This window comes from Bradyrhizobium sp. CCGUVB23, assembly GCF_024199885.1.
Taxonomy (GTDB): Bacteria; Pseudomonadota; Alphaproteobacteria; order Rhizobiales; family Xanthobacteraceae; genus Bradyrhizobium.
In genome coordinates, this window is sequence record NZ_JANADQ010000001.1 from 2,834,888 (window position 1) to 2,851,473 (window position 16,586).

Genomic DNA, 16,586 nt, shown 5'->3' on the forward strand with positions numbered 1-16,586 from the left:
GCTCTCCCCCTTGATGGTTCAGGCCGGCAGGCCGGCCCCGCGAAGGCCCGTCTCGTAGCGCTGACGATCGACCTCGCGCTTATAGTGCTGGGTGGTGAGATGATTGGCTACCGAAAATGCCGGCTCGCGCTTGAGAACCTCGGCCGCGTGAGCGCCGGCCGCAACCGCATTGCCCATTTGCGCGAAGATCGCGGCCAGGAATGCATGATGAGTATGATCGGGCCGTGTGATCCGTGAAAAGGCTTCGGCGGCTTCGGCATATTTCTCGGCACAATAATAAGCACGCCCGAGATGGCTCCAGAAGCGCTCGGGGTGATAGGGGTTGAGCCGCATCGCCTTCTTGATCCAGTCGACACCTTCCTCCGGCCGGCCGAGCCAGGTCAGCAGCTCGCCCTGCTGCACCACCACGAGATCATAGTTCGGGTTGAGCGCGAGCGCCCGCTCCTGATGATAGGTGGCCCTGTCATGGTCGTCGCGGTTCAGGTTGAGCGCGGCGAGGATGCGGTGGACGTCGCTGTCATTGTCGTCGAGCGCCAGCGCCGTCTCCAGCTCGGAAGACACGTGCTGGAAAGTCAGGTCGCGATCCGCACACCAGCCGTAAACCCAGGTCTGGCCGAGGACGCATGCTTTCCAGGCATGCGCGTGGGCGTAGTTCGCGTCGAGCGAAAGCGCCCGGTCGAGCAGAGACTGCGCCTGCGCGTTGTCGTCGCGGTTCGAGCGGTGGTGCAGGATCTTGGCGGCGAGCACGCATTCATAGGCCGCCATGTTGTCGGTCGGCTTGCGTTTCGCGCGATCGTGGCTCGCCGCCTCGACGCGGCCGGGCAGCGTCGAGACGATCGCGCGGGTCATCTCGTCCTGGATCGCGAAGATGTCCTCGAGCTCGCGGTCATAGCGATCCGCCCAGATGTGCCGGTCAGTCTCGGCGTCGATCAGCTGCACGGTGACGCGCACGCGCCCTCCCGCCTTTCGCACGCTCCCTTCGACGACATAGTCGACGCGGAACTCGCGGGCGACGTCCTGCACCTTCACCGCCTTGCCCTTGTACACGAAGGCCGAGTTGCGGGAGATGACGAGTAGATCGTGGAAGCGCGACAGCTCGGTGATGATGTCTTCGGTCAGGCCGTCAGCGAAAAACTCCTGCTCCGGATCGCCGCTCATGTTGGCGAAGGGCAGCACCGCGATCGAAGGCTTCTTCGAAACGCCCGGCGCGGGGGCGGTGTCCGTCGTGCCGTCAGGCGCGTCGGCCGTCTCCTCGTGCAGCCGGACTCGGAACACGCGGATGGGCCGCACGATGTTCTTGACGTTCTGCTCGCCGAGATCGTCGAATTCGACGCCATCGAGACGCTGGCCAAGCTGATCGCGAACGGCGCTCGAGATGCAGATGCCGCCAGGTTCGGCCAGCGCCTCCAGCCGGGCCGCGACGTTGACGCCATCGCCGAAAATGTCATTCTCGTCGACGATCACGTCGCCCAGATTGATGCCGATGCGAAACTGTATCCACCGTCCCGGCGCAACATCGGCATTACGCCGACCCATGCGGCGCTGAACCTCGGCCGCACACAGCACGGCATCGACGACGCTGTGGAATTCGACGAGCAGACCGTCGCCCGTGGTCTTGATGATGCGTCCGCGGTTGCGACTGATGACCGGATCGATGAGCTCGATCCGGTGGGTCTTGAGGCGCGCAAGCGTGCCCGCCTCGTCGGCCTCCATGAGACGACTATAGCCGACCATGTCAGCGGCGAGGACTGCGGCGAGCCTGCGCTCTGGTCCAGGCGCATCCATTGCTCGGTCCCTTCACCGAGCAGCTTAGCAGAGAAGCGGATTTTGCCTAGGTTTGGTGCGCTGCAATTGAAAGGCCGTGCCGGCCCCTCAGAGCATTCCCAGCGCCTGCATGTAGGTCTCGAGGATCGTTTCGGCCTCGGCGCGCTCGTTGGGGTCCTGCTTGCGCAGGCGCACGATGGTGCGCAGCGCCTTCACGTCGTAGCCGTTGCCCTTGCTCTCGGCATAGACGTCGCGGATGTCGTCGGAGATCGCCTTCTTCTCTTCCTCCAGCCGCTCGATGCGCTCGATGATGGAGCGGAGCTGATCCTTGGCGAATTTCGTGGCGGGCGCTTCTTCGTCGACGGCGGTAGCAATGGCCATCTCGTACTCCTGATGGAATTGGCAAGGTGAGGTAACGCCGGCGACCTCGCACCGCGCGTGCTGGTTTGACCCTTAGGTTTGGCAGCCGTTACGTCAAGGCAGCATCGCGCTCGTCCACAGCGCACCCACAAGAGATGCGGCGGAGCAGATGGTCGTGCCCCAAACCTGCGTCATTTCGGAGCGATGCAACGCATCGAGCCCGGAATCTCGAGATTCCGAGTTCGCCTTCGGCGCCCCGGAACGACGAACCTGACCGGCTCAATGCCCGGGATGGACCTTCTTCATGGCTTCGAGCTGCTCAGGCGTGGCCGTGCCCTGGTACTTCGCCTTCCAGGTCTCGTAGGGCATGCCATAGACCGCCTCGCGGCTCTCGTCCTTGCTGAGCGGCACCCCTTTTGAGTCGGCGGCGTCCTTCAGCCAATTGGACAGGCAATTACGGCAGAAGCCGGCGAGATTCATCAGATCGATGTTCTGGACGTCGGTCCGCGTCTTCAGATGCTCGACCAGGCGCCGGAAGGCCGCTGCCTCGAGCTCTGTTCTGGTTTTGTCGTCGATTGGCATGACGATGACCTCACTGTCCGGACTGACCATTTACGGACTAGGTAGGCCTTTGTCACAGATTTTGCCATATCACGGTGCAAACGAGGCCCTTGAACCGTCCTTAGGCAGTTCCCGCGCCCTACGCCAAATCGTCAATGATCTGATATAGCTTCCCGCGACTATGATCGCCGAATCTCCCGCCTTCCAGCGCCTCTCCACATGGCTCGTCCGCCTCGCCCCGGCGCTGGCGATCGCCGTGCTATGTCTGTCGACCAGCCCCGCATCGGCCGACTTCCGCCTCTGCAACAACACTTCGAGCCGGGTCGGGATCGCGCTGGGCTACAAGGACGCCGATGGGTGGACAACGGAGGGCTGGTGGAACATCTCGTCCCGCTCCTGCGAGACGCTGCTGCGGGGCACGCTGGTCGCGCGCTACTATTACATCTACGCGATCGACTACGACCGCGGCGGCGAATGGTCGGGCCAGGCCTTCATGTGCTCGCGGGACAAGGAATTCACCATCCGCGGCACCGAGGACTGCCTCGCCCGCGGCTATGACCGGACCGGCTATTTCGAGGTCGATACCGGCGAGCAGCGCGCCTGGACGGTGCAGCTGACCGACGCCAACGAACAGCCCTCGCAACAGCGGGTACCTGGTCTGCCGGGCCCGGTTGGCCCGGGTGGCGGCGTTCCGGGTTTGCCCAATAGCCCGCCGGGTGCTACGCCCCCGGGCTCTCCTGGCCTTGCGCCAGCACCCCCGCCCCCGCCTGGAAATAAGCCATGAGGCGACTTCGCCGTATCAAGATTCTCGCGACCCTGGGACCTGCCTCTTCGGACCTCGCGACGATCCGCCGCCTGTTCGAGGCCGGTGCAGACATCTTTCGCATCAATATGAGCCACACCCCGCATGACAAGATGCGGGAGCTGGTGGCGACGATCCGCAATGTCGAATCCAGCTACGGGCGGCCGATCGGCATCCTGGTCGACCTTCAGGGGCCGAAGCTCCGGCTCGGCTCGTTCGCCGAAGGAGCCGTGCAACTCCAGAACGGCCAGACCTTCACGCTGGACTCCGACAAGGCACCGGGCGACACGACCCGCGTCTACCTTCCGCACCCGGAGATCCTGGCCGCGCTCCGGCCCGGCCATGCGCTCTTGCTCGATGACGGCAAGGTGCGGCTGATCGCGGAGCAGACCTCGAAAGAACACGCGGTGACGCGTGTCGTGGTCGGCGGCAAGATGTCGGACCGCAAGGGCGTCAGCCTGCCCGATACCGACCTGCCGGTCTCGGCGATGACCCAGAAGGACCGCGCCGACCTCGAGGCTGCGGTGACCACCGGCATCGACTGGATCGCGCTGTCCTTCGTGCAGCGCGCCGATGACGTGCTTGAAGCCAAGAAGATGATCCGCGGCCGTGCCGCCGTGATGGCCAAGATCGAGAAGCCGCAGGCGATCGACCGCCTCGCCGACATCATCGAGGCCTCCGACGCGCTGATGGTGGCGCGCGGCGATCTCGGCGTCGAGCTGCCGCTGGAGCGCGTGCCGAGCCTGCAGAAGCAGATGACGCGGATGGCGCGCGGCGCCGGCAAGCCGGTGGTGATCGCCACCCAGATGCTGGAATCCATGATCCAGTCGCCGGTGCCGACCCGCGCCGAAGTCTCTGACGTCGCGACTGCCGTCTATGAAGGCGCCGACGCCATCATGCTGTCGGCCGAATCGGCTGCCGGCAAGTTCCCGGTCGAGGCGGTTTCGACCATGAACCGCATCGGCGAGGAGGTCGAGCGCGACCCGACCTATCGCTCCGTGCTCACCGCCCAGCGGCCGGACCCGGAAGCGACCGCAGGCGATGCGATCGCCGACGCCGCGCGCGTGATGGCCGAGACGCTCGACCTGCCAGCACTGATCTGCTGGACCAGCTCCGGCTCGACCGCGATCCGGGTGGCACGCGAACGGCCGAAGCCGCCGATCGTGGCGATCACGCCGAACATCACGACGGGACGCAAGCTCGCGGTGGTCTGGGGCGTGCATTGCGTGGTGGCGGAAGACGCGCGCGACCAGGACGACATGGTCAGCCGCGCCGGCCAGATCGCGTTTCGCGATGGCTTTGTCCGCGCCGGCCAGCGCGTGATCATCGTCGCCGGCGTGCCGCTCGGCATCCCCGGCACCACCAACATGGTGCGGATCGCCTCCGTCGGCCCCGAGGGCGACGCGAATATGTAACATCCCGTCTCTTTCCGGGGCGTCCGCGCAAAGCGCGGGCGAACCCGGAACCGGAGATTGTGACGCGAGATTCCGGGCTCGCGCTTTGCGCGCTCCCCGGAATGACAACTTCCACTTAAGCGCCCACCAGCGCCTTCGCCGGCAACACCGTCTGCTGCACCACGAGGCCACGGGCGCGGGCATCCATGACGCCCACGGCACGCAGCGCCAGCAGCGTGACCGTCTGCACGGCATCGCGCAGCTTGACCGGATCCTCCAGATTGTCGGGCGCGAGCGGCCCGACCAGCGCCTCGTGCAGCGCGCCGAGCAGCGCCGTTGCGGCTAGCGCGGTGTCCTGCGCCGGCAGATGACCGGCACGCACGGCGGCGTCGATCCGGGAGGCGATTTCGCCCGCGATCTCGCGCCGGCTCGCAAGCCTGGAGGCGCTGACATCGACGTCGACGGGCTCGGCCAGAATGCCCCAGGCGAGCTTGCGCTGGGAAAGCGTGTGCACCGCAACCGTGGTGACAGCGGCCGCCAGCGCCGAGGACGGACCGGGCGCGGCGTCGGCCGCCCGGCGAATCGCGGCAAGCTCGTCGCGCGACACTTCGGCGATCAGCTCGGAGATCAGGTCGGCTTTTGAGGGGAAATAGCGGTAAACCGTTCCCGCTGCGACGTTGGCCCTGATCGCGACCGGGGCGATCTGCACCGCCACCATACCGCCTTCCGCTGCTGCCTCCCGCGCCGCCGCCAGAATGGCGCTACGCCGGGCGGCGAGGCGTTTCACCACTTGATGGGTCCGCCGGTAAACCATGGCGCGCTTCCTGTCCCACGCGCCTGGCCGCCCGTTTCGGCCGAACGCTTCTTCCACTGTTTTCGCTGCAAATCGCCCCGCAAAAACTGAACAACTATTCAGAGCGGATGACAAGACCTCAAATGTGCGAGCTGACCTGCCAACTCACGAAGAGGCAAGGGACGAGGCAAGAGACGAGGCATGGCCCGGCGGGGACGCCGGCAGGTCACGCCAATCGGCGACCGCACGGGCGACGATGAGTGCGGCAACGATCAACGTCGCCGCAAGCCCGACCGGGATTTTCAGAAACGGAAAGCTCGCAAGCAGCGCAAGCACGAGGCCGAGCGCAGGAGGCTCGTAAGCACGGAAGCCGGCGCGCACAAGCCAGGCGACGGGAATGGCCAGCACCGCGAAATCATACATGTACGTGTAGGGCGAGCACAGCAGCGTGCCGGTCGCAAGCGCAGCCGCCTTCAGCGCATAAGGCACCTTGCTGCGCCAAATCAGCACGAGCCCGATCGCGACAGCAGCAGCCACCACCGCCTGCAGCACCCAGCCAAGCGTCTCGTTGCCGCCGAGACAGCGCACCATCGCGAACACGCTCTGGAGCCTCAGCCAGGATTCCGAACCTTCGGAGAGAACCGCCTTCGAGATCATCGGCATCCAATGGAAGAAGGCAACCCAACTCTCGACGCCAAAGACAAGCATCGACGCGAGCGCAATGGACGCGGCAGTGATGGCCGCCGAGACGAAGACTTTCCATTCACCGCTTGCGACAAGGACGAGCGGAAACAAGATTCCGTATTGCGGCTTGTAGGTGAGAAGGCCCAGACAGATTCCAGCAAGCACCTTATGGCGCGGCAATAGATACAGCGTGCCGCCGATCAGGCTGGCGGTCAGAAAACCGTTCTGCCCGATCGCGAGATTGTCGAAGGTCGCCGGAAACGCGATCGCAAGCATGACACCGAAGCTGCGCCCGACGATCGCGCGCACCAGCGCGACGTAGGGCAGCATGCTGGCGAAGGCCCAGCCCGCGAAAGCCAGGGCATAGGGAAATTGCGCGAGGAAGGCGGCGACGAACAGGAACGGCGGCGGATAGTGCCAGGCGAAATAGCCGGCAAAATCCTGACCCAACACGGCGACCTCGACCTGCTTCTGCACCTGCCAGTCCCACGCCTGTATCGCGTGGCCGTCGAGTGCCAGCCTGCCGGCGGCCCACACGTTCACGAAATCGGTGGGGTTACCCAGCCCGTTCGCGTCGTAGATCCAGGAATGCGAAATATAGGCGAGCGGGAAATGCAGCAGCGTGAGGACGAGCAGCACGAGGCAGACGTTGAACAGCACGGACGGCGCCGAGCCTGGCCGCAGGCCTGACGGCGGGCTCAAGGCGAGTTCGGCCATGCTGCATTCCCCTCAAGAAAATCGCGCGCAGCGGCTGAAATGAAAGAGCCCCGGAATCCCGGGGCTCTTCGAATTCACGTCGATCGTCCGAACTTACTTCAGGCTGGACGAGATCGAGCCGAACTTGGAGTTCAGCGAGGTGCCGAGGTTATTGACCACGGTGATGATGGCCAGCGCGATGCCGGCGGCGATCAGACCGTATTCAATAGCGGTGGCGCCGGATTCATCCTTCACAAAGCGCGCAACGAGGTTCTTCATAGAGTGCTCCAAAGTGTACACAAAGGCTACAACTAGTCTGGTCTGACCGGCTTCCCAGCGCCGCGCGACCATGGAACAGACCGTAGCGACAAAGAATTGCACCGCAGTTAATTCGTCCGCGGAAACATGCAGCGGTTTGCGTGTATTCCGCGATGGTAAATCGAAATTGAAAACAATCGGTTAAATCGTCCGGAAACATACCCGCCGCATCTGTGCCGGTTTACTCGAAGTTATGACCGTCATGGTCCAATGCCGCCCGCTAAAGCGCGATGAAGCGTCATCGCGCTTTAGGTTCTTGTTTGAGCATGATCTCCGCGCAAACGCGTTCCGCGTTTGTCGCGAGGGAAAACCGCTTCACACTTTTCCGGATCATGCTTTGGAAGCCGGCAGGATCAACGTCCGGCAGAAACGACGAGGCGGAATGTCCCTCTCCTCTACCTACAGCATGGCCATGCAGAGCCGCGCGCGAGTCCTGGTGCCGCTCTGCGTCGGCGCGGGCGCCTATCTTTGCTTCCTCTTTATCGGCGACACGCTGCTCCAGGATTCCGACTCGTTCTGGCAGATCAAGATCGGGCAATGGATTCTCGATCATCGCGCGCTGCCCTATACGGACATCTATTCCTTCACGCGGTCGGGCCAGCCCTGGATCTCCACCTCATGGCTGTCGCAAGTAGCGTTCGCGAGCTCCTATGCGCAATGGGGCTGGGCGGGACCGGTGATCCTCACGACGGTCGGGATCGCGCTCACTGTCACAATCTTCGTCTATCTGCTCGACGCGCATCTCGAGCTTCCGCGCTCGGTGCTGTTTGCGATGCTGGCGCTGGTCTTGTCGCTGCATCACCTTCTGGCGCGTCCGCACATCCTGGCGCTGCCCGTCATGGTGCTGTGGGCCGGCGTGTTGATGGCGGCCGCCGATCGCCGGAGCGCGCCGTCATGGCTCTGGCTGCCGTTGATGGTGTTGTGGGCGAACCTGCATGGCGGCTTCGTGCTGGGCCTGGCGTTGATCGGCCCGATCGCGCTCGAGGCGGTCGAGCACGCCGAGAAAGGACGACGGATCCAGCTATTCCTGCGCTGGGTGCTGTTCGGCATCGCCGCGCTGATCGCAAGCTGCGCCACGCCGTATGGCTGGAGGACGCTATGGGGCGCGACCAACATCCTCAACCTCGGCGAACTGCTGACGGTGATCTTCGAGTGGATGCCGGCGAATTTCGCCTCGTTCTCGGCGTTCGAAGGCGCGCTGCTCGGCCTTATCGCCATCGGCTTCTATCGCGGCCTCGTGCTGTCGGCGCCGCGAATTTTCCTGATCCTGTTCCTGACCTGGAGCGCGCTGACGCATGTCAGGAGCATCGAGGCATTTGCGTTCCTGGTGCCGCTCGTGCTGGCAAAGCCGCTCGGGCAATTGTCACCGCGCCCCGCACCGGACTCGGGCAATGACGAAATCTGGCCGGCTCGCTACGTCACCGTGACGGGCGCGCTGATGATCGTGGCAGCTGGCTGGACCTCGACGGTGATCTATATGGGACATCACCGCTTCGCGTTCACGATGTTTCAGACGCCCGTCGCCGCGGTCGACGTGCTCAAACAACGCAAGGTGCAGCGCATCTTCAACGCCTACCAGTTCGGAGGCTATCTGATCTCGCGCGATGTCCCGGTCTTCGTCGACGGCCGCGCCGAGCTCTATGGCGAGAAATTCGTCATGGACTTCTTCAAGGCGACCGAAGGGAAGCAGCCCGAGATTCTGCCGCGCCTGCTCGACGAATATAAGATCGACGCGACGCTGCTGGTTGCCGATGCCCCGGGCCCGCAGATCCTCGATCACCTCAAGGGTTGGAAACGGATCTATGCCGACGACATCGCGGTGATCCACGTGCGGGACGATGCGGACGGCGGGGCTGCGACGTCATCGAATTGAGGATGGAACTGTAGGGCTTGTACTTTAAATGAGATGCCGCTTCTAAAGGTGATGCAGACTTAGGTGGACGCTCCGGTCGTTTCGCCGTTTGCCCCTTGGCAGAAATCAACGTTGTGCGGTCAACATGCCCAACATGCCTTCCGAATGGCTTCGTCAGCTGCCCTATTTGGTTCACACCAATAGAGAACTCGGCCTAATGCTGAGGGGCGTCAAGCCCCTCGCATATTTCATGGAGTTCGTCGGTCGTGAGCCAGACATCTGTATTCGATATTGGCGGATGTTCGACAGGCATGTTGCCGTTGGCCACCTGATAAGACGCGAAGCGATTGGAGCATGCCCTGACCTGCCACAGCTGGAATATCGGATGCTGTTCTACGCCTTACCGGGCCACGAGTGGCGGATTGATGCCATGCTTACGCTCCTGAACGAACCCGGAGCTTGGGCCGACAACCGCGAACGGCGCTTTGGCGAATTGCTTGGCTACGAGGGGTGGCAGATCGACTATTGGCTGAAGCATCGTCCCTCGCCGGCCGACGCTTAGTTTGCTGTTGGCACCGAGCAGACATCGACAGTCCTTCTGCGAACCTCAGTTGTAGCGTGGGCAAAGCGCGAGCGTGCCAACCACTTCTGTCGCTGTTACCGAGAGATGATTGGCACGGCGCGTGCGCGCCTTTGCCCGCCCACACCTGCTCGGTTGGCTCGCAATGACCGAGTGTGAGTGACGAACTTCCTCGCTCTCGTGTCCCGGACGCGCCGCAACGCTCTTGGCGTTGCGGCGCAGAGCCGGGACCCAGAAGGCCGCGCAAACCGCCGCTGCATAGGCCCCGGCTCTGCAGCGCACCGCCGAAGGGGCGCTGCGCTGCGTCCGGGGCACGAGACCTGAGTTTCGAGCACAGCTGCACCAACACCGACAATTGCGAGCCACCCGGGCCGCGCTTCGTGCGGCCCGGGTGGCTCGCAATGACGGGGTGCCGAGTTGCCCGCGTCGCAGACCACCATCGCCAACAAAAAACGCGGCGTTGCCGCCGCGTTTTTCAATTCGATCGGCCGCTTGCGATTACGCCTGCGGCTGCGGCTCCAGGCCGGGATCCGGATCGGGCCGCGGGCGCGACTTGCCGGCCGGCGGCACCGCGGAAGCGCGCGGCGTGCTCGGCTCGAGCACGGACTCGCGGTTCGGCTTCTTGCCCTTGAGGAGATCGACGATCTCATCCCCCGTCAGCGTCTCGAACTCGAGCAGGCCCTTGGCCAGCGCTTCGAGGTCGGCATGCTTCTCGGTGAGAATGCGGGTCGCCTCCTTGTAGCCCTCCTCGACCAGGCGCTTGATCTCGGAGTCGATCTTCTGGACGGTCGCCTCGGAAGCATTCTGCGTCCGCGACACCGACATGCCCAAAAATACCTCGTCCTGGTTCTCGCCGTAGGAGACCGTGCCGAGTTCTTCCGACAGGCCCCAGCGCGTCACCATCATGCGGGCAAGGCGCGTGGCCTGCTCGATGTCGGAGGCGGCACCCGAGGTCACCTTCTCGCGGCCGAAGATCAGCTCTTCGGCGACGCGGCCGCCCATCATGATGGCGAGGCGCGAGGTCATCTGCTCCAGCGACATCGACAGCTTGTCGCGTTCGGGGAGCTGCATGACCATGCCGAGCGCGCGGCCGCGCGGAATGATGGTCGCCTTGTGGATCGGATCGGTCGCCGGGACATTGAGGCCGACGATGGCGTGGCCGCCCTCGTGATAGGCCGTCAGCAGCTTCTCTTCCTCGGTCATGACGAGCGACTTGCGCTCGGCGCCCATCATCACCTTGTCCTTGGCTTCCTCGAATTCTGCCTGGGTCACCATCCGCTTGTTGCGGCGGGCGGCAGTCAAGGCAGCCTCGTTGACGAGATTCATCAGGTCGGCGCCGGAGAAGCCGGGCGTGCCGCGCGCGATGGTCTTGAGGTTGATATCCGGCGCGAGCGGCACCTTGCGGACGTGAACCTTCAAAATCTGCTCGCGGCCGACGACATCCGGATTGGGCACCACGACCTGGCGGTCGAAGCGGCCCGGACGCAGCAGCGCGGGATCGAGCACGTCGGGACGGTTGGTCGCGGCGATCAGGATCACGCCCTCGTTCGCCTCGAAGCCGTCCATCTCGACCAGCAACTGGTTCAGCGTCTGTTCGCGCTCGTCATTGCCGCCGCCGAGGCCGGCGCCACGGTGACGACCGACGGCATCGATTTCGTCGATGAAGATGATGCAGGGCGCGTTCTTCTTGGCCTGCTCGAACATGTCGCGCACGCGCGAGGCACCGACGCCGACGAACATCTCGACGAAGTCGGAACCGGAAATGGTGAAGAATGGCACGTTGGCTTCGCCCGCGACCGCGCGCGCGATCAGCGTCTTGCCGGTGCCGGGCGGGCCGACCAGCAGCACGCCGCGCGGAATACGGCCGCCGAGACGCTGGAATTTGCCGGGATCGCGCAGGAATTCGACGATCTCCTGGAGGTCCTGCTTGGCCTCGTCGACGCCGGCGACGTCCTCGAAGGTGACGCGGCCATGCGCCTCGGTCAGCATCTTGGCGCGCGACTTACCAAAGCCCATCGCCTTGCCGGCGCCGCCCTGCATCTGCCGCGACAGGAAGATCCACACGCCGATCAGCGCGATGAAGGGCAGCCAGGAGACCAGCAGCGAGACGAACCACGGCACGTTGTCGCCGGGCGCCTTCGCGGTGATCTGGACCTTGCTGTCGTAGAGGCGCTTCACCAGCGTCGGGTCGTTGGGGGCATAGGTCTGGAAGCTCGAGCCGTTGGTGAACGTCCCGTGAATCTCCGGTCCCTGGATCACAACGTCGCGCACATTGCCCCGATCGACCTCGCTCAGGAGCTGCGAGAAGGCGATGTCCTGGGAGGAGGCGCGCTGGCCGGGATTCTGGAAGAGCGTGAACAACGCCAATAGCAGCAAGACAATGATGACCCAGAGGGCGAAATTGCGCAGATTGGCGTTCATCGATCTTCCTTCGTGGTCGCGCGGATCGCGGCCCTATTCCTTGGGCAAGCTAGAGAAAATCCCCAAGGAATCCTCTCGGTTAGACGCATACAATTTAGGTGCCGCCCCGGTCGCTGCCAAGGGAACGAGATGGGACTATTTATCCCATCTTAGCCCGATTCCCGCGGAAATAATGGCGGGGCAGGCTGGGTTTTTCCGGCCTGGTTAAGCCTGGTTAAGGTGTCCTGAGGGGCAAGGGCGAGCGAGCCGGTGTCATGATCCGGCCCTGACACGCCGGGCCGGCGCCGGCTCGATCAGGATGCGCCCCCGGGACAGGCTGATGAGGGCCCCGGCGAGCGTCTGTTTGACGTGCGGCCGACTGGCTCCGACGGCGCGACCGCCCATGCCGTCGGCAATACCGCGGTCGAGGACCGCCAAAAGGGACTCGACCTTGCCAAGTTCCGCCGGCCCCTCGTGCCCGACAGCGTCGATCGCCCGCATCAGGAGCCGCAAACGCACCTCCTCGGGTAGTGTCGCGAAGGCCGAGACTTCGAAGCTTCGCGCGGGCGCATCGGGCGGCGGGCGATCGCGATCCCTCAGAGCGAGAAAGCGCTCGGCGCCGTCAGCCAGCACGTCGACTGCGGCATTGGCACGGGCGAGCCGCGCCGCGAGCCGCGCCAGATTGCGCGCGCTGCCGCCTTCGGCAGCAAGCTGCGGCAAAAGCGCCCGCAGCCGCGGGCGCGTGAAGGCGGTGTCGCGGTTGGTCGGATCGTCAGCGAAAGCGATATTAGCGCGCTTCAAGGTCGCGATCAGCTGCGCCTTCGGCACATCGAGCAGCGGACGCGCCAGCGCGATCCCGTCCCGCTCCGTGACGGGCGCCATCGCGGACAGACCGGCGATGCCGCTGCCGCGCAACAATCGCATCAGCAAAGTCTCGGCCTGGTCGTCACGGGTATGCGCGGTGAGCACATGGGTCGCGCCGGCCGCGCGCGCGGCCTGCATCAGCAGTCGGTAGCGCGCGTCCCGCGCTGCGGCGGGCAGGCCGGTCTTCGGCTTGGCCCCGCTCCAGCGCATCGTCCGATGCGGCAGATCGAGCGAACGCGCCAGACGCTTGACGTCGCGCGCCTCGCGCGCCGCTTGCGGCCGGAGGCCATGATCGACAGTGACTGCGATCAGCCGTGGGCCTCTCGCGAGAGTCTTGCGCCAGCGCGCGGCAAGCCACATCAGCGCGACGGAATCCGGCCCGCCCGAAACCGCAAGCACGAGCGCCGGCGCGCGTCTTAAGTCGGCGAAGAGCAGCTTCGCCTCGCGCGCCGAGATCGGAGAATTGTCGTCGTCTGACATGACGCTGCCCGCAGGATGGCGCGCCTATTTAGCGCAGCGCCATCCGCATTGTCAGCGCTCTAGAGCCGTTTCCTTTCCGATTGAATCGGAACGTGGCTCTTCACGCGAACCGGTGTCCACCTCGCTGGAAAACGCTCCAATGAGGCAAAGCGGCTAGCACTTCACCCGCTTCTGCTCGCGATCGACGGCGGCCTTGACGCCGGCTGAGGCGCGCGGGAATTTGCGGCCGACCTCGCCGAAAGCGGCGCAGGCGGCTTCCTTCTCCTTCAGCGCGGCCAGCGATTGGCCGAGCCGCAGCAGGGAGTCCGGAGCTTTTGCGGACTTGTCATATTTCGTGGTGACGGCGAGGAAGGCCTCTGCGGCATCACGATATTGCTGACGCTGGAAGTAGCTCTCGCCGAGCCAGTACTGGGCGTCGCCGAGCAGGGGATCGCTCGGATATTTCTGCGTAAAGGTCTTCATGGTCTGCTCGGCCAGCGCATAGTCCTTGCGCTGCATGTAGCCGATACCGAGGTCGAACTCGTCGCGCGGCGATTGCGAGGGCGGCTGGGTCGCCAGACCGCCGCCTGCGGCCGGCGCCGGATAACCTGGCTGCGCCGCCGGATAGCCGGGCTGCGCGGCCGGCGCTGCCGCTTGCGGATAGCGTCCGCCGGTGTTGCCAAGGTCGAGCGGCTCGCCGGCGCCGCGGCCGCCGGGCGCGCCGACCGGTGCTCCCGCCGCCATCGGCTGCTGACCACCGCCGAGCGCGCGCGGCGCACCGGGGGCATTGGGATTTTGATTCGGATCGAACGCATCGCCACGCCGGCGGGTGCCGGGCGCTCCCGGCGCCGGCTGCTCCTGCACGATCGGTGCGGGCGCAGCGACCTGCGGCTCATAGGCTGGCTGCTGCACCGGCTGCTGCTGTTGCCGATAACCCGGCGCGGGCTGCATGGGCGGGGCAGCCGCGACATTAGGCTGTGCCGGCCCCTGTCCGGGGGCTCCTTGCGCGCCACCTTCGAGCTGCCGGAGGCGCTCCTCGAGCTGGCGGTTGCGGTACTGCAGCTCTTCGTTCTGGCCAGTGAGCTGGCGCAGCTGGTTCTCAAGCCGCTCGATCCGCATCTCCGGGTCGGCATCGTCCGACTGCGCGAAGGCGGGCGAGCACAGCGAAAGCAGCGCGGCGATCGCCACGGTGCCGGTAAAAGCCTGGAATCTGGATGACATCTTGCCCTGACGACGAAAGCGACGTGGCACGCGGCGGACAACTCGCCGCGCGAAACATTGAGAGTGGGAGTACGCCAAAAATGTGACTGGTACCAAGGGCTTTCTATGACTTGGTCCGTGAAACGAAACCGGCGCCCAAGGGGGCGCCGGCAAATCAGGTTTCCTTGGTCAGGTTTCCTTGACGGAACGACGCCTCGCTCAGGAGCTCGCGTTCAGCACGGTGACGGCACGACGGTTCTGCGACCAGCAGGAGATGTCGTTACAGACGGCGACCGGCCGCTCCTTGCCGTACGAGATGGTGCGCATGCGGTTCGGGTCGATGCCGCGCGAAGCCAGGAACGAGCGTACCGACTGGGCACGGCGCGCGCCGAGCGCGATATTGTATTCGCGGGTTCCGCGTTCATCCGCATGACCTTCGATGGTGAAGGAGTAGCGCGGATAGCTCTGGAGCCACTGCGCCTGCTTCTCCAGCGTGACGATCGCCTGCGGCGTCAGATCGGTCTGATCGCTCTCGAAGAACACGCGGTCGCCCACGTTCACGACGAAATCCTGCTGGCTGCCCGGCGTAGCAGCGTTGGCCATCGCATCCGAAGCAAGGTTCTTGTTGGCGCAGGCGCCCATCGACAGCGCGACGGCAAGCACCGCGACCAGCTTCAATCCCTGGAGGATACGCATAGGATGTTTCATTCCGGAGCCTCCACGCTCACGTTAGTCCACTGCCGTCCGGTCTACAGGGGGTTGGTTAAGCGAACGTTCCGTCAACCTTGATGGGACGTTGCTACGGCCGGTCAAATGCCCCCGATCGGCGAAAAGCAACCGCGATGGTTAATGGGTTGTAAATGTGGCGTGATGGTGAAGGCAAGCCACTTCAGATCGGAAAGAAGCTGCGGACGTGGAAACCTGGGCCGGGCCTCGACTGAGGAACACCTCCTGGAATGGCCTACTTGGCCCCCAAGGACATCGCCTGAAGCGACACGAGCTCTGCGCTCTTGGTCTCGTCTAACTGGGGAAGTTTGCTTCCAGATCGGCGCTGAAACAGCATTCGGCGCTCGAAGGCGCTGGATCGCATGAAGGGGAATCGATGGAACACCCTTTCTCGGATGCTCGGATAATGGGCCGCCATAAGTCCGACCGGCTTAATCAATCCGGGATACAGCCGCGGCTGCCCCCAAGGCTCTTGCAGGAAGACCCGCCGATAGAACGCGCGGTGTTCGGCGCGAACATTGGCAAGCCCGATATCCGCGTTGAAATGACCGCAGGCGATGTAGCCAAGGCGCACCGTGACATACGGCAGTTCCGGGAATTTCTTCACCTTTTCAGGGTCCGCCACGAAGCGGGTCGGGTCGATGATGATCTTGCCCCGATCGAGTTCAGGATGAAGCAGATCGCTAAACATCTCCGACGACAGCGAATCGCGCCACTTTGGGGTCAGAACGCTGATCCTGATCGAGCTGTACAGCTCTCCTCGAATGTAGACCGCGAACGTAAAACTGTTGGGCAGATCGTCGTAACGGTCAGTAACCCGCTCCGACTCGGACGGGAGGATGGCGCCTTCGCGCAGATAGGCCCGATAGCGGAGACTATTGACCTCTTCCCACTCCTCCGGCGTTTCCACGAGCCGATAGTCGACATTTTCCATCGGATCCCACGTCCGCGCCGGGACCACAGGCTGGGCGGCGGCAGACTCCATTCGATACTCCTAAACGTCAACAACTTTGGCGCGTGCGGCAATTTATTAACAGCTCCTTAATGATTAAGCAAAACAATCACTATTTTAGGGTTAACCCCGTAGAATTACGGATTCATGCCTCGATCGACATTAGCGAAGAGAGAAAGGT

General features: G+C 64.2%; 15 protein-coding genes. 4 read left to right on the forward strand and 11 right to left on the reverse strand.

Going from position 1 to position 16,586, the window contains the following annotated elements; all coding sequences use genetic code 11:
• Positions 1-18 precede the first annotated feature (18 nt).
• From NLN62_RS12900 to NLN62_RS12910, 3 genes are all read right to left on the reverse strand, one after another.
• Entirely contained in the window at positions 19-1,785 is a 1,767-nt protein-coding gene (locus NLN62_RS12900; protein ID WP_254109043.1) for an adenylate/guanylate cyclase domain-containing protein, read from the reverse strand.
• Between the two features lie 87 nt (positions 1,786-1,872).
• On the reverse strand, positions 1,873-2,145 hold the full coding sequence (locus NLN62_RS12905; protein WP_027521921.1) for a DUF2312 domain-containing protein: 273 nt from the start codon (positions 2,143-2,145) through the stop codon (positions 1,873-1,875).
• Positions 2,146-2,403: 258 nt separating this feature from the next.
• Positions 2,404-2,706: a DUF1244 domain-containing protein gene (locus NLN62_RS12910; RefSeq protein ID WP_027521920.1), complete on the reverse strand. Its 303-nt coding sequence runs from the start codon at positions 2,704-2,706 to the stop codon at positions 2,404-2,406.
• A gap of 160 nt (positions 2,707-2,866) precedes the next feature.
• Here NLN62_RS12910 and NLN62_RS12915 point away from each other — a divergent pair, with 160 nt between their 5' ends.
• Positions 2,867-3,469 (forward strand): DUF1036 domain-containing protein, encoded by a 603-nt coding sequence (locus tag NLN62_RS12915; RefSeq protein ID WP_027521919.1) that lies wholly within the window; start codon positions 2,867-2,869, stop codon positions 3,467-3,469.
• Positions 3,466-4,902: a pyruvate kinase gene (gene pyk, locus NLN62_RS12920; RefSeq protein ID WP_027521918.1), complete on the forward strand. Its 1,437-nt coding sequence runs from the start codon at positions 3,466-3,468 to the stop codon at positions 4,900-4,902. Before NLN62_RS12915 ends, pyk begins: the two co-directional genes overlap by 4 nt.
• A gap of 115 nt (positions 4,903-5,017) precedes the next feature.
• Here the strand turns inward: pyk and NLN62_RS12925 are convergent, their stop codons facing one another.
• From NLN62_RS12925 to NLN62_RS12935, 3 genes are all read right to left on the reverse strand, one after another.
• Complete coding sequence (locus tag NLN62_RS12925; RefSeq protein WP_027521917.1) at positions 5,018-5,695, reverse strand: TetR/AcrR family transcriptional regulator; 678 nt, start codon at positions 5,693-5,695, stop codon at positions 5,018-5,020.
• A gap of 144 nt (positions 5,696-5,839) precedes the next feature.
• Positions 5,840-7,075 (reverse strand): glycosyltransferase family 87 protein, encoded by a 1,236-nt coding sequence (locus tag NLN62_RS12930; RefSeq protein WP_254109045.1) that lies wholly within the window; start codon positions 7,073-7,075, stop codon positions 5,840-5,842.
• A gap of 93 nt (positions 7,076-7,168) precedes the next feature.
• On the reverse strand, positions 7,169-7,333 hold the full coding sequence (locus NLN62_RS12935) for a Flp family type IVb pilin (protein ID WP_027521915.1): 165 nt from the start codon (positions 7,331-7,333) through the stop codon (positions 7,169-7,171).
• 421 nt (positions 7,334-7,754) lie between these two features.
• Between NLN62_RS12935 and NLN62_RS12940 the strand changes: the two genes are divergently transcribed.
• Together NLN62_RS12940 and NLN62_RS12945 are read left to right on the forward strand one after the other, a co-directional pair.
• Positions 7,755-9,245 (forward strand): hypothetical protein, encoded by a 1,491-nt coding sequence (locus NLN62_RS12940; protein WP_254109047.1) that lies wholly within the window; start codon positions 7,755-7,757, stop codon positions 9,243-9,245.
• 124 nt (positions 9,246-9,369) lie between these two features.
• The gene (locus NLN62_RS12945) at positions 9,370-9,786 is read left to right on the forward strand and encodes a hypothetical protein (RefSeq protein WP_027521913.1); all 417 of its coding nucleotides are present in this window, start codon (positions 9,370-9,372) and stop codon (positions 9,784-9,786) included.
• A gap of 516 nt (positions 9,787-10,302) precedes the next feature.
• Here the strand turns inward: NLN62_RS12945 and ftsH are convergent.
• The 5 genes from ftsH to NLN62_RS12970 form a co-directional block, all read right to left on the reverse strand.
• Positions 10,303-12,225, reverse strand: a complete 1,923-nt coding sequence (gene ftsH / locus NLN62_RS12950; RefSeq protein WP_027521912.1) for an ATP-dependent zinc metalloprotease FtsH — start codon at positions 12,223-12,225, stop codon at positions 10,303-10,305.
• A gap of 252 nt (positions 12,226-12,477) precedes the next feature.
• Positions 12,478-13,548: a tRNA lysidine(34) synthetase TilS gene (gene tilS / locus NLN62_RS12955; RefSeq protein WP_254109048.1), complete on the reverse strand. Its 1,071-nt coding sequence runs from the start codon at positions 13,546-13,548 to the stop codon at positions 12,478-12,480.
• 153 nt (positions 13,549-13,701) lie between these two features.
• Positions 13,702-14,748: a tol-pal system protein YbgF gene (ybgF, locus tag NLN62_RS12960; RefSeq protein ID WP_027521910.1), complete on the reverse strand. Its 1,047-nt coding sequence runs from the start codon at positions 14,746-14,748 to the stop codon at positions 13,702-13,704.
• A gap of 198 nt (positions 14,749-14,946) precedes the next feature.
• Positions 14,947-15,435 carry a peptidoglycan-associated lipoprotein Pal gene (gene pal, locus NLN62_RS12965; protein ID WP_200452943.1) on the reverse strand — a complete coding sequence of 163 codons (489 nt, stop codon included), beginning with the start codon at positions 15,433-15,435 and terminating at the stop codon, positions 14,947-14,949.
• Positions 15,436-15,688: 253 nt separating this feature from the next.
• Positions 15,689-16,438, reverse strand: coding sequence for a hypothetical protein (locus NLN62_RS12970; protein WP_254109049.1), 750 nt, complete (start codon positions 16,436-16,438; stop codon positions 15,689-15,691).
• Positions 16,439-16,586 lie beyond the last annotated feature (148 nt).